The sequence below is a fragment of the Acidimicrobiales bacterium genome (assembly GCA_041394185.1).
Lineage (GTDB): Bacteria > Actinomycetota > Acidimicrobiia > Acidimicrobiales > Poriferisodalaceae > JAAETH01.
On record JAWKIQ010000003.1, the window covers coordinates 642,950 to 655,774 of the forward strand.

Below are 12,825 nucleotides of genomic sequence, written 5' to 3' on the forward strand. Positions count from 1 at the left end.
CCGTCGGCGTGCGGGAACCTTGTTACCAGTGGGTAACGAGTTATAAGTTACCGGTGGGTAACAAGGAGTTCAACCCGCTTCGAGATGGGTGTGGGCCATCGACGCATCTGGATCGTCGAGCACCACAACGCGCGCCTTGCCCTCGCGCTTGGCTTCATACATGGCCTCGTCGGCTGTTCGCAGAAGCTCGTCGACATCGTCGGGCAGCTGCTCACGGAAGGCCACGCCGATCGATGCTGTGAGGCGCACCCGGGCCTTCGTCAGCACGAAGTCGGCCTCGAGCGCCTCGAGAACCCGCTCGGCGGCCGCGCGAGCACCCTCGACATCGGTGACCTTCTCGAGAAGCGCAACGAACTCGTCGCCGCCCAGGCGGGCAACGGTGTCGGTGGGCCGCAGCGCCTCACGAATCCGAACGGCAACCGCAGACAACAACTCGTCACCCGCGGCGTGCCCGAGGGTGTCGTTGATGACCTTGAAACCGTCGAGGTCCATGAACAACACCGCCACGCCGTTGGCATCGTCGGCCCTGCGGTCGCGGCGGCGCTGAAAGCGGGCGGCGAAGCTGGCTCGGTTGGGCAGCCCGGTGAGCGCATCGTGGAACGCCTGGTGCTGAAGCTCGCTCTGCAGGCGTTGGATCTCGGCGTGGGCAGACGCATGGGTCAGCACCACGCCGGCGTGAGCCGACATGAGCTCGAGCGCGCCCAGCACCTCGTCTGACACCACGCCACCGACGACCAGAACGGCCGCAACCTCGCCCTCGGACCTGACCGGAACCGCTGCGGCCGCTGCCAGACCACAGCCGGGCACCAGCTTGGAAATCTGTTCTGGCCCGAGGGTCAAAGGGCGGGCGCTGCGAGCCACATCTCTGGCAATGCGTTCCGACAGGCTCGACATCTCGTCGTCGTCGGCCTCTCCTTCGGCAACCACCTCGGCCCGCCAGACCGCACCGTTCCAGTGCGCCACGGCGACGCGGTCGAACCCCAACTGACGTGCCGACGACCTGAGACTGCGCAGCACAGACACCCGATCCAGCGACGTCATCTTGCGGGCTGCCTCGGCCACCACCTCGAGCGTGGCCGAATGGCGCTCGGCCAAACGACGTGCCTGGCGGTGCCGGCCGGCCTCCCTGGCCAGTTCTGCAGCCATGAAACCAGCGGTGATGCCGATGACCGCCAAAGCCCCGACACGCTGCACGACAACGGCGGGAGAGAACGTGACCGTGTCGTAGCGAGCGGCCGAATAGAGATCGCGCAATACGTAGTCGACCGCCATCGCCCCCAGCGTCAACATCGCCGCCCGACCACCGAATCGCAGCGAGGCCTCGAGGATCGGAAGCACGAGCAGAACCCACAGCGGACCTCTGGGATCGGCACCGGCCAACCACACCACACCGACCACAACCGCCGAGTCGATGACCAGTTGCACCAACGCGGCCCGCCGCAACACCGACATCGGCACGCCGTCGCGCCTGGCCGGGTCGAGAACGTTTACCAGCATCAGCCCGAGGCCCACCAGAACCGCGACGACGGCCGGATCGACGATGGGAGCGGGATCGTCTGGTAGCTGAGCGGTCACCAGCAACAGTGCGATAGCTATTGCAGCAACACCTCTGGCGCGGCGTACCAGCGAAGCATCGCGGCGCTCGACAGCGAGCGTCCGATCGGCAGAACCGCGGCTTTCATCCCCGCTCGACAGCAGACCCATCGCTCAAAGAGTGACACTTCGACATCGCCACCGGCCGGATACCCGGCCACCGACTGGAAAAGGTGGCTCTAGGCCCGGCGTGGGCTGGGTAGCGTTGAACCCCATGACGAAGATGCCCGACAAGCCGACGCTCGATGGTATGGAAGAGCGCTGGAACGAGGTCTGGGAGTCCGCCGGGACGTACCGCTTCGACCGTTCCAAGACCCGAGACGAGATTTTCGCCATCGACACTCCGCCGCCGACGGTGAGCGGCTCGCTGCATGTCGGTCACATCTTCAGCTACACCCACACAGACGCCGTCGCCCGCTACCAGCGGATGGCAGGCCGAGAGGTGTTCTATCCGATGGGCTGGGACGACAACGGCCTGCCCACCGAGCGCCGCGTTCAGAACTATTACGGCGTCAGCTGCGACCCCTCGGCTCCCCACGACCCAGATTTCAAGCCTCCGGCCAAGCCCGGAAAGCAGGCACTGCCGATCTCCCGCCCGAACTTCGTCGATCTGTGCCACAAGCTGACCCTCGAAGACGAGCAGGCCTTCGAACACCTGTGGCGCACGCTGGGCCTGTCGGTCGACTGGTCGATGACATACGCGACCATCGACGAGGTCAGCCAGCGCACCAGCCAGACCGCGTTCCTGCGCAATCTCGAGCGCGGGGATGCCTACCAGGCCGAGGCCCCGACAATCTGGGACGTCACATTCCAAACCGCCGTCGCACAGGCCGAGATCGAAGAAAAGGAACAGTCGGGCGCCTATCACAAGATCCCGTTCCAGCGCGCCGACGGCCAGGGTCCGGTGGTCATCGAGACAACCCGCCCTGAACTGCTGCCCGCCTGTGTCGCCTTGGTCGCCCACCCCGACGACGAGCGCTATCAGCCCCTGTTCGGCCAGACGGTCATAACGCCACTGTTCGGCGTCGAGGTCGAGGTCAGGCCCCACCACCTGGCCGATCCCGAAAAGGGCTCTGGCATCGCGATGATCTGTACGTTCGGCGACACAACCGACGTCACCTGGTGGCGCGAGCTGAACCTTCCCACCCGTTCGGTCATCGATCGCCGTGGCCGGCTGACCCACGTCGAGTGGGGATCCCCGGGCTGGGAGTCGACCGACGTCGACGCCGCCAACGCCAACTATGGCGAGATCGCCGGAAAGACCGTCAAGCAGGCCAAGGGCCGCATCGTCGAACTGCTGCAAGAGCAGGGGATACTCATCGGCGAGCCCCGACCCATCGAGCACATGGTCAAGTTCTTCGAGAAGGGCGATCGACCGCTCGAGATCGTCACCAGCCGGCAGTGGTACATCCGCAACGGCGGCCGCGATGCGGGGCTGCGCGCCCAGCTGGTGGAACGCGGCAACCAGCTCACCTGGCACCCGTCGTACATGCGCCAGCGCTACGAGAGCTGGGTCGAGGGCCTCAACGGCGACTGGCTGATAAGCCGCCAGCGCTTCTTCGGAGTTCCGATTCCGGTGTGGTACCAGGTCGACCAGAACGGCGAGGTCCAGTACGACAAGCGGCTCATTCCCGATGCCGCAGCCCTGCCCATCGACCCGTCGACCGACGTGCCCGATGGCTATGACGAGGCACAACGGGGTCAACCCGGCGGCTTCGTCGGTGACCCCGACATCATGGACACCTGGGCCACGTCGTCGCTGACCCCCCAGATCGCCGGACGCTGGATCGACGATCCAGACCTCTTCGAACGCGTCTACCCGATGGACATGCGCCCGCAGGGCCACGACATCATTCGCACCTGGCTGTTCTCTACCGTGGTGCGTTCGCACAGCGAACACGACCAGCTGCCCTGGAAGCACGCCGCGCTGTCCGGCTGGGTCCTCGACCCTGACCGCAAGAAGATGTCGAAGTCGAAAGGCAACGTGGTCACACCGCTGCCGCTACTGGAACAGTTCGGCGCCGACGCCGTTCGCTACTGGGCCGTCAACGGCCGGCCCGGCACAGACACCGCTGTCGACGAGGGCCAGATGAAGGTCGGGCGTCGACTGGCGATCAAGATCTTGAACGTCTCGAAGTTTGTCCTGGGGCTGGCGGGCGACGACGCTTGGGCCGGTCAGGTGACCGAGCCGCTCGACAAATCGGTTCTCGCAAACCTGGCCGACGTGGTGCAGGTGGCAACCGAGTCGTTCGAGAACTTCGACTATGCCCGCGCCATCGAACGCACCGAGGGCTTCTTTTGGCCCTTCTGCGACAACTATGTCGAGCTGGTCAAGGGCCGCGCGTACGGGGCCGGATCCGAGCAGGCGGTGGCATCTGCCAGACGCACGCTGGTCGAGGCACTGTCGACCCTTCAGCGCATGTTCGCCCCCCACCTGGCCTTCGTCTCCGAGGAGGTCTGGTCGTGGTGGCAGGAGGGTTCCATCCACCGCGCAGCGTGGCCGTCGGCCGATCAGATTCGACAGCTCGCAGCCGACGCAGACCCTGCCGTGTTCGAGGCCGCATCCGAGGTTCTCGGCGAGATCAGGCGCGCCAAGACCGAGGCCAAGCGTTCACTTCGCACCGAGGTCGAATCTGCAATTGTGCGCGACACAGATTCGCGTTTGACTCTCGTCAGTGCGGCTTCTGCCGACCTGAAAGAGGCAGGCCGAATTGCCGACCTGCAGTTCGAACAAGCCGACGAAGCCGGGGTCGTGGTGACCCTCGCCGCCGAGGACTAGAGCCAGCGCAGCGAGACATGGCCACCCCCGCCACGGGGAGCCATGGACACGACCGTCACCTCGAGACGAAACAGCACCAAGCGCATAGTCGTCGCGGCGCTCGCGGCAGCCTTGGTGGTTGCGCTGTTCCCGACCCAGCCCGCAGCAGCCGACGACACGTTCGCCAACCTGGCTGTGGGCGGCGGAGATGTCCACGAGTTCGGTAGCGCTGCGTTTCAAGGGTCGCTGGCCGACGTAGACCTGGCAGCACCGGTGGTGGCCATGGCCGCACACCCGGACGGCAACGGCTACTGGTTGTTGACCAAGGACGGCGGGGTGCACTCGTTTGGCGACGCGGCGCACCACGGTGATCCGTCGGACGTGACGTTGGCAGCCCCTGTCGTCGACATCGCACCAACCCCCAGCGGTGATGGCTACTGGCTGGTCGGATCCGACGGAGGCGTCTTCGCCTACGGAGATGCCAGGTTCCACGGGTCGGCGGGCGACATCGCGCTGGCGGCGCCAGTCAAGGCAATCACCCCCACCCCAGATGGCGGCGGTTATTGGCTGGCCGCATCGGACGGAGGAGTCTTCGCCTACGGAAACGCCGCATTCCACGGATCGGCTGGCAACATCGCGCTGGCGGCTCCGGTGGTCGACATGCTCGCCACTGCAGGAGGCGGCGGATACTGGCTGTTCGGCGGCGACGGTGGGGTGTTCGCGTTCGGAGACGCACCATTCCACGGTTCGGCAACGGCGCACATCACCGGCGGCGTCGACCTCGCGGGCGCAGCGATCGCCACCGGCGGCGGTGGCTATTACCTCGCCGCGTCAAACGGGGCCGTGTTCGCTTTTGGAACGGCCGTGTACGAAGGCGGCATCGGCGCGTCCGCGGCCGAACCCGTCGCCGACATCGCATCGACCGCAGGCGGCTACTGGCTGGTCACGACACTCGGCAGCCCCTACCGAGACACCCCCGTTCCCGCCAACTCCGGATCTGGGCGCCGAATCGTGTACTCGAACTCAGACCAGCGGGTCTGGCTGATCGAGGCCGATGAATCGATAACTGCCACCTACCTGATCTCGGGCCGCAGGGACACGCCGGCTCCGGGCCACTATGAGGTCTTCTCGAAGTCGCGCTGGGCCACCGCCGGGCACGATGGGATAACGATGGAATACATGGTCCGCTTCGCCAAGGGGCGCAGGCTGGCCATCGGGTTCCACTCGATACCGACCTATTCCGACGGGCGCCCGATGCAATCCGAGGAGCAGTTGGGCACCTACCGGAGCAGCGGTTGTGTTCGTCAGCGCCTGGACCAGGCCCAGTTCCTCTACAACTGGGCTCCCGTAGGCACACGGGTCGTGGTCCTGCCCTAGCCAAGGCCTGAGGCCCGGTGCGCGGGTAGTGTCGCCCGACATGGACCAAGCCACGCTGTATGACGTCGAGGCCGGCGTCGCCACCATCACGCTCAACCGTCCCGACAATCGCAATGCCCTCAGCGTCGAGCTGATCGATTCGCTGGCCGGACACCTCGAAGATGCTCTGGCAGACGAGCTGGTGAGGGTGATCATGCTGACCAACACCGGAGGCACGTTCTGCGCCGGCGCCGACCTGTCGTCTTCCAAGCCGGCCGGTCAGCCAGGTTCTGGGCGCACCTTCGTCGACGTGTTCGAGATGATCCTCGACTCACCTAAACCGGTGATCGGGCGCATCGCCGGTCACTGCATGGGCGGTGGCGTCGGGTTGGCTGCTTCGTGCGACATCTCCGTGGCGATCGACTCGGCAAAGCTCGGCTTCACCGAGGTGCGCCTTGGTGTCATTCCGGCGATCATCTCGGTGGTGTGCCTGCCCAAGATGCGCCAGGGCGACGCACGCGAACTGTTCTTGACGGGCGAGCGCATCAGCGCCAGGCGCGCCGCCGAGGTCGGCATCATCAGCCGGGCGGTCCCCGACGACGAGCTGGATGCCGCTCTCGCCGAGATCGTCGGCAACGTCGTGAAGGGTGCGCCGAAGGCTCTTGGCCTGGCCAAATCGCTGGTAGCGCGGGTGCCCACCATGGAGCGATCGGCGGCGTTCCAAACGCTCGCCAAGGAATCTGCCGAACTGTTCGCAGGCGAAGAGGCCGCAGAGGGCATCGCTGCATTCAGAGAGCGACGCGACGCGGCCTGGATACCTGGTAACTGACCGGGTTGGCGCCGCCTAGCGGGTCGTCACCTGACCGACGCGTGGCAGGGCCACCCAGGTGCGGCCAGGGGTCAACTCGACCGGTTGCCCATCGAGGGTGGTGAACTGGGCCACGTCGGACTTGGTGGGCCTCGACCACCTGGCCTCGATGAGGTGGCCATCGGTGAGGATCATCGCGTCGCCTTCGCCGATCAAGATCGCCTCGGGCGACGAGGCATCGGCGGGCGAACGACCATAAGAGATGATCTGGACCACGACGTTCGGCGGGGCGACGCGCACTCCGTCGACATCGGTGTGTGGCGTTCCGTTCTGGGTTCGGGCCCAACCACCCAGCTCGGGATCCCAGTCGTAGGAGACGTTGTGTCCCCCATACGCGATGTCCACACCGCTGATCTCGACTGCGGATTCGGGCAGAGACTCGCCGTCGACGCGGTACTGGAACATGGGCGGCGGCGTGCCGCCGTCTGATCCCTTCGCCGAGATCAGGTCGGCGGTCGAGGTCATCAGGTTGTGGGGCGCTCGCCTGGAGCGCTCGCGGTAGTACAGGTTGGGAAGCGCGTTGACGTTGACGTTCACCGCGTCGACCGAGCGCAACATGCTGAGCACGGTGGGATTGCCGCCGGAGTTGGCAAACAGAGGCGTGTTCTTGTCGGTCAGCAGATCGAAGTCGGAGGTTCGCGCCGAGCGCACAGGCCCCACCGGCGACGCGTCGACGCTGTGGAAGACGGCTGCGAAGCGGGTGATGTTTCCTTCGACCACCTCTTCGTACACGATGTCCGCGTTGTTGATGCCCCACTGGGGCCTGGCGTTGGGGTGGTTGTCGATCTTGATCACCACGGCTGGCCTGGTGAGCTCCTCTTCGACCGGCAGCCCGGTGAACGGAGCGAAAGGCCCGGCGGGCACGGTGGTGCTGGTGGTGTCGAGAACCTCGGCCGCGGTGGTGGTCGTCGCCTCGGTCGTCGAGCTGCTGGCGCTGGGCATCGGGTCGATCTCGACGGTGGTCGTGGTCTGGGCTGCGGCCTGGGCGTCTGCATCGACCGAGGTCGACGAGCCGCCGCTGCAGGCAACGGCTAGGAGCGATGATGCGCCGAGAAGGGAAAGGGCGCGAATGCGAAACGACAAGGGAAACGTGCTTTCGGCTCGGGCCGGGCGAAATGGGCTCGACGCAAACGGACCGCGCCGATGTTAGTTCGCCAGAACACCACGATGGCCGTCGCGGCCCACTTCACTAGTACGTTCTGCAGCCATGGCAGGAACCGTACGACTGAGCATCGATGGGCCGAAGGCAACCATCACCCTCGACCACCCCGAGCGCCACAACGCCATCAGCCGCAACATGTGGGCAGAGATGCGCGACGCGGCCGAGACCATCGCCTCGAATCCCGACATCAGGGTCGCGGTGCTGAGGGGTGCCGGCGAGCGCGCGTTTGCGTCGGGTGCCGACATCTCGCAGTTCTCCGAACACCGCTCGGATGGCAACGCCAACACGGCCTACGACGACACCACCGGAGCGGCGACGGCCGCACTTGCATCGCTTCCCATCCCGGTGATCGCCGCCATTCACGGCTATTGCCTGGGCGGAGGTCTGGCTGTTGCGCTGACCACAGATATCCGGATATCTGCTGACGACGGCCAGTTCGCAATTCCGGCAGCACGGCTGGGTGTTGGTTACAACGCTCCTGGCATCGCAGGGCTGATCTCGTTGGTCGGGCCGTCGAATGCCAAGGAGATCTTGTTCACCGCATCGAGGTTCAACGCGCCGCAGGCGCTCGACATGGGCCTGGTAAACGAGGTGGTGGCCAAGGATCAGCTGGAAGCCAGAGTCGATGAGCTGGCGTCGAGCATCGCCCAGAACGCACCCCTGACCATCGCGGCTGTGAAGCTGGCGGTTCGCGAGCTGACCAAGCCCGAGTCGCAGCGAGACATGGCCACGGTCAAAGAGGCTGTGCACCGCTGTTTCGAGAGCGACGACTACAAGGAGGGCGTGGCAGCCTTCACCGAGAAGCGTCCACCCGTTTTTCGGGGCCGCTAGTCAACGTTCGCGGCGCCCTTCCCCCCGGTTTCGCCTGCGCTCTTCGAGTTCGTCGTGCAGAGCCTCGACCTCGGCCTCCAGTTGGCGATAGCTGGCCAGGCGAGCTGCTGAGATCAGACCAGTGTCGACTGCGGCCGCCACCGCGCAGCCTGGCTCACCAGAATGGGCACAGTCGCCGAAACGGCAATCGGCCGCTGCTTCGGCGATCTCGGGAAATGCCTGATCCAGACCGCTGTCGTCCCAGAGCTGGACCTCGCGCATGCCCGGCGTGTCCAACAACAGGCCACCGCTGGCCATGGGGATCAGATCTCGCCGAACGGTGGTGTGCCTGCCGCGACCGTCCTGGCGGGTTTCTTGGACCAACTGCAGCTGCTCGCCCACCAGTGCGTTGACCAGGCTCGATTTGCCGACGCCTGATGAGCCAACCAGTGCCACGGTGGAGTTGTCGGCCGCGAGGTCGGCGAGTTCGTCGACGCCGCGTCGGCTGACACTGGAGGTCACGATGACCCGAACGCCTGGAGCCACCCTGTCTATGGCTACGAGAGCGTCCGCTATGTCGTCGCTATGCCCGGCGCGATCGGCCTTGGACAAGACGATGCTGGGCTGGGCATGACCTCCATAAGCGACGGCCAAGTAACGCTCGAGGCGCCGTTCGCTGAGGTCTCCGTCCAACCCGGTGACGATGAGCACATGGTCGATGTTTGCGCCAACGGCCTGGGGGCGGGGCTCGCGTCCCGGCGCACGCCGAACGAACAAAGACCGCCGCGACAAGACGGTCTCGATGACGTCGGCACCTTCGGCGCCCGCGGCGGGTGAAACGGTGACCCAGTCGCCAACGCTCGGAAAATCGAGAGGCCCGGTCGCCCCACGGCGAAACGCCGGAGAAACGACGGCATTGTCAGCGACCACCAAGGGGTCGGGCTCGAGGCCGAAGAGGTCGTAATAGCCCCGGTGTTCGGTGGCAACCCGCGCCAGCACTCGCCCCGGGCCCGGCGCCTCCAGCTGTTCGCGGTGAGACTCGTCCCATCCCAGGATGCTCAGGCGAGGGCTCTCCGACTGCACGCTCTGGAACCTAGCGCCGCAACCGCCCACGCCACACTCCCGATACTCGACATCACGAAGCGTGAACAACTGTCGTCATCTCGGGGAATTCAACCACTATTAGTGGCGTTCGGCCTCACCTGTTGCTAGTTTCGCCAGCACCGCGGAGGACCCGAAATGCAACCGAATCCTCAAATCGCCATCAGCACGGCGCAGACCTGGGCCATCGTCATCGTGGCTCTTGTGCTACTGGTGCTCGTACTTTGGCTGATTTTTGGCTGGAGGCCGAGGTACCGGCGCCGACAGGCCGTGGCCGCTGAGCGCTTGTTCGCCCAGGATCGCCTGGGCTCGTGGGCCCACAAGCGACTGTCCCAATGGGCGCCAGACGAGCGCCAGACAGCGTTGCGCTACTACAACGGCGTGGGTCGACAGGCCAAGGACGGAACCATCCGCGCCGACCTGGTGCCGGCCAACCACCACGCCACAATCGCCGCTTTGGCCCGCCAGGAAGGTGCCGACGAACAGTCGGCGTCGCGATGGGCAGACCTCTTGTGGCTGGGTGAACGACTCGAGAAGCGTCGCAGTCAGGCGGCCGCCAGCGCGTCGGTGCCGCGCAATGCCGGGGCTCCGTCCGACGCCGCAGCGTCGATACACCAATTCACCGAAACTGCTGCTGGTGATACGTCGCAGGTCCCGACACCAACGGTCGACAACCAAGATGTGGAAGCCGACTCGACTCACGAACAAACCCCGAGCGACATCACCCAGTCGGGCGATCGGCGCGGGTCGGGCCACCTCGAACTCGCCGCCTATGACCCGAGCGAGGACGCCACAGATATCGACCCCGACACCGAACTGCCAGCGTCGCTGGTTGCCGACGACCTAACGCTGGAGCCCGACGACGAGCTCGAAGACGACGTCACGACCACCATCGAAGAACCGACGCGGGCCGACGACCAAGCACTTGCCGCGCCACCTACGATCGACAACACGTCTCCCGGAGACACCGATGTCGAGGCCCAAGTGACCAGAAACGACGATCCCTCCATCCGCTCGTCCGAATTCGGGGACCCCAAGCCGGCCGTGCCGGCATGGATCCTCGACGCCCGGCGAGAGATCGACAGACGCTCCCAGACCGTCTCGGACAGCGAGGTGGTCGAGGAGGCGGCCGAAGAGGTCGAAACCGGAGCCGAATCGGTCAGGAGCGATACCGAAGATCTGCCGACGCCAGAGGCAGAAGCAGAAGCACCGGTACAGGCACCGCCCGGGGCCGAAGAACCTGCTTCGTTCACCCCGTCGACCCTGGCCGAGGTGCTGGCTCTGGACGATGTCGACAGCGCCTCGACGCAAGCGACTGACGCTCCGATCGCTGCCGAAGCCGATAGCGATCCCGATGTCGACGTCGATGTCGAGATCGAGGCTGGCATGGTCGAACTGGCCGACATGGCCGACGAGATCGAACAGTCCGCGGCTGCGCCGATCGACGCGACGACCGTTGTGGCCGAGTCGGACGAGATCGACGACACGGACGACACCGACGACGCTGACGACGCTGACGACACGGACGAAGCGACGGCTTCGACACCAGGCTCGATGCTTGATCGCGCCATCGCCGACGCCCTGCTGGCCGACGACGAGCTGCGGCAGCAGGTCAAGAAGCTGCGGCGGCGAGCAGCGCGCGAACACGAGTTGGGCATCGCCCAACAGCGGCTGGGTGATCGAAGGCTCGAGCAGGGCCGCAAGAAAAAGGCCAAGGCCCACTACCAGTCGGCAAAAGAGCACCTCGCAGCCGCCGAGCGCCTCACCCACAAGGCCAAGAAGCTCCAGAAGAAACGGGCCAAGGCTCGACGCTCGGACTGAACCGCGTGCACGATGGGGCAATGAGCCGAAGCCTCGTCGCCGACATCGTGGTCACGTGCATCGATGGTGCTGCCCAGGTGCACTCGCCCGGTCAGATCGACATCGACGACCAAGGCCGCGTGATGCACGCAGGTCCATGCCGCCAGACCGACTGTTCGGTCATCGACAACGTCGGCGGGTTGCTGATGCCCGGGCTGGTGAACGCGCACGGTCACGCACCGATGGTGTTGCTGCGAGGTCTGGGCGATGGACTGCCCCTCGAACGATGGCTCACCGAGGCGATATGGCCAACCGAGGCCCGGCTGGGCCCGGGAGACGTCGAATGGGGCATGCGCCTGGCCGTCGCCGAGATGCTTCTCGCCGGGGTCACGACGACGTGCGACATGTACTTCGACGACGCGGCGATGATCCAAGCCGTCTTGGCAACCGGTGGAAGGCACCTGTGCACGCCAGGCGTGGTCGGGGCGGTGCACATGCGCACTCCCAACGGGCTCGCCGACCGCATGGCAGAGATCCGGACGTTGCACTCGGAGTTCCACGATCCGAACGGCAGGATTACCGTCGGTATCGGACCCCATTCGCCCTACGACCTTCCCATCGACGTCGTAGTCGAACTGGCCCAGATGGCGATAGACCTCGAGACCGTCCTGCACCTGCATGTCGCCGAGACCATGACCGAGGGAGCCGCTCTCGAGTCGGCCCACGGATGCAGCACGGTTCAGGTTCTGGAGCAGGCGGGAATTCTGAACGGACACGTGCTGAGCGCCCACAGCGTGTGGATCGACGACAACGACATCGCCGCCTTCGCCCAGCGCGGAACCCACGTCGCCCACTGCCCCACCAGCAACATGAAGCTCGGGTCGGGGATTGCACCCGTGCGCGAACTGCTGGCGGCGGGCGTGAACGTGGCGCTCGGCACCGACGGGGCGGCATCCAACGACGACCTCGACCTATGGGACGAGATGGCGCTGGCGCCGCTGCTGGCTCGCGTCAAGGCCCACGACCCGGGTGCGCTCACCGCGACCCAGGCCCTGTTGATGGCAACTGCGAACGGCGGCCGAGCGCTGGGGCTGAACGTGGGCACGCTGGCCACAGGGTCGTGGGCCGACATCGTTCGTGTCGACCTGGACCGTCCGTCTTGGCAACCGCTGAGCGACCCGAACACCGACATCGACCAGCTGGTGTCACGGCTGGTGTTCTCGACCAAGAGCCGCGATGTGACCGACGTGTGGGTCGCGGGCGAACGAGTGGTCAGCGACCGCGTGCTGACGACGATCGACCTCGACGAGGCGATGACCGAGGTGCAGAGCAGAGGTAGGCGACTCGCAGGCAGGTCCGACTGACCCCGCGCGGGCG

At 65.8% G+C, this 12,825-nt stretch carries 9 protein-coding genes; 6 read left to right on the top strand and 3 right to left on the bottom strand.

The window, feature by feature from the left end; genetic code table 11:
* Positions 1-69: 69 nt before the first annotated feature.
* Positions 70-1,704 (bottom strand): GGDEF domain-containing protein, encoded by a 1,635-nt coding sequence (locus R2770_16570; protein ID MEZ5282075.1) that lies wholly within the window; start codon positions 1,702-1,704, stop codon positions 70-72.
* Positions 1,705-1,807: 103 nt separating this feature from the next.
* Here R2770_16570 and valS point away from each other — a divergent pair, with 103 nt between their 5' ends.
* Genes valS through R2770_16585 form a run of 3 tightly spaced genes read left to right on the top strand, consistent with a single transcriptional unit; the run spans position 1,808 to position 6,536 of the window.
* A complete protein-coding gene (gene valS, locus R2770_16575; protein MEZ5282076.1) occupies positions 1,808-4,372 on the top strand; it encodes a valine--tRNA ligase in 2,565 nt (854 codons plus the stop codon).
* 42 nt (positions 4,373-4,414) lie between these two features.
* Positions 4,415-5,728: a L,D-transpeptidase gene (locus R2770_16580; protein MEZ5282077.1), complete on the top strand. Its 1,314-nt coding sequence runs from the start codon at positions 4,415-4,417 to the stop codon at positions 5,726-5,728.
* Positions 5,729-5,768: 40 nt separating this feature from the next.
* On the top strand, positions 5,769-6,536 hold the full coding sequence (locus R2770_16585; GenBank protein ID MEZ5282078.1) for an enoyl-CoA hydratase-related protein: 768 nt from the start codon (positions 5,769-5,771) through the stop codon (positions 6,534-6,536).
* A 15-nt stretch (positions 6,537-6,551) separates the two neighbouring features.
* Here the strand turns inward: R2770_16585 and R2770_16590 are convergent, their stop codons facing one another.
* Complete coding sequence (locus R2770_16590; GenBank protein ID MEZ5282079.1) at positions 6,552-7,658, bottom strand: DUF3048 domain-containing protein; 1,107 nt, start codon at positions 7,656-7,658, stop codon at positions 6,552-6,554.
* A 124-nt stretch (positions 7,659-7,782) separates the two neighbouring features.
* On the opposite strand from R2770_16590, the gene R2770_16595 reads away from it, so the two are divergent.
* Positions 7,783-8,568: an enoyl-CoA hydratase gene (locus R2770_16595; protein MEZ5282080.1), complete on the top strand. Its 786-nt coding sequence runs from the start codon at positions 7,783-7,785 to the stop codon at positions 8,566-8,568.
* On the opposite strand, the gene rsgA is transcribed toward R2770_16595, so the two are convergent.
* Positions 8,569-9,630, bottom strand: a complete 1,062-nt coding sequence (gene rsgA, locus R2770_16600; GenBank protein MEZ5282081.1) for a ribosome small subunit-dependent GTPase A — start codon at positions 9,628-9,630, stop codon at positions 8,569-8,571.
* 156 nt (positions 9,631-9,786) lie between these two features.
* Between rsgA and R2770_16605 the strand changes: the two genes are divergently transcribed.
* Both R2770_16605 and R2770_16610 read left to right on the top strand, forming a co-directional pair.
* Positions 9,787-11,469, top strand: coding sequence for a hypothetical protein (locus R2770_16605; GenBank protein MEZ5282082.1), 1,683 nt, complete (start codon positions 9,787-9,789; stop codon positions 11,467-11,469).
* A gap of 20 nt (positions 11,470-11,489) precedes the next feature.
* The gene (locus R2770_16610) at positions 11,490-12,812 is read left to right on the top strand and encodes an amidohydrolase (protein ID MEZ5282083.1); all 1,323 of its coding nucleotides are present in this window, start codon (positions 11,490-11,492) and stop codon (positions 12,810-12,812) included.
* Positions 12,813-12,825: the final 13 nt, after the last annotated feature.

What these genes read in the sequence shown, in the direction of transcription:
- R2770_16570 (MEZ5282075.1), bottom strand. Translation starts at nt 1,704, where the DNA reads ATGGGTCTGCTGTCGAGCGGGGATGAAAGCCGCGGTTCTGCCGATCGG.
- valS (MEZ5282076.1), top strand. Translation starts at nt 1,808, where the DNA reads ATGACGAAGATGCCCGACAAGCCGACGCTCGATGGTATGGAAGAGCGC.
- R2770_16580 (MEZ5282077.1), top strand. Translation starts at nt 4,415, where the DNA reads ATGGACACGACCGTCACCTCGAGACGAAACAGCACCAAGCGCATAGTC.
- R2770_16585 (MEZ5282078.1), top strand. Translation starts at nt 5,769, where the DNA reads ATGGACCAAGCCACGCTGTATGACGTCGAGGCCGGCGTCGCCACCATC.
- R2770_16595 (MEZ5282080.1), top strand. Translation starts at nt 7,783, where the DNA reads ATGGCAGGAACCGTACGACTGAGCATCGATGGGCCGAAGGCAACCATC.
- R2770_16605 (MEZ5282082.1), top strand. Translation starts at nt 9,787, where the DNA reads ATGCAACCGAATCCTCAAATCGCCATCAGCACGGCGCAGACCTGGGCC.
- R2770_16610 (MEZ5282083.1), top strand. Translation starts at nt 11,490, where the DNA reads ATGAGCCGAAGCCTCGTCGCCGACATCGTGGTCACGTGCATCGATGGT.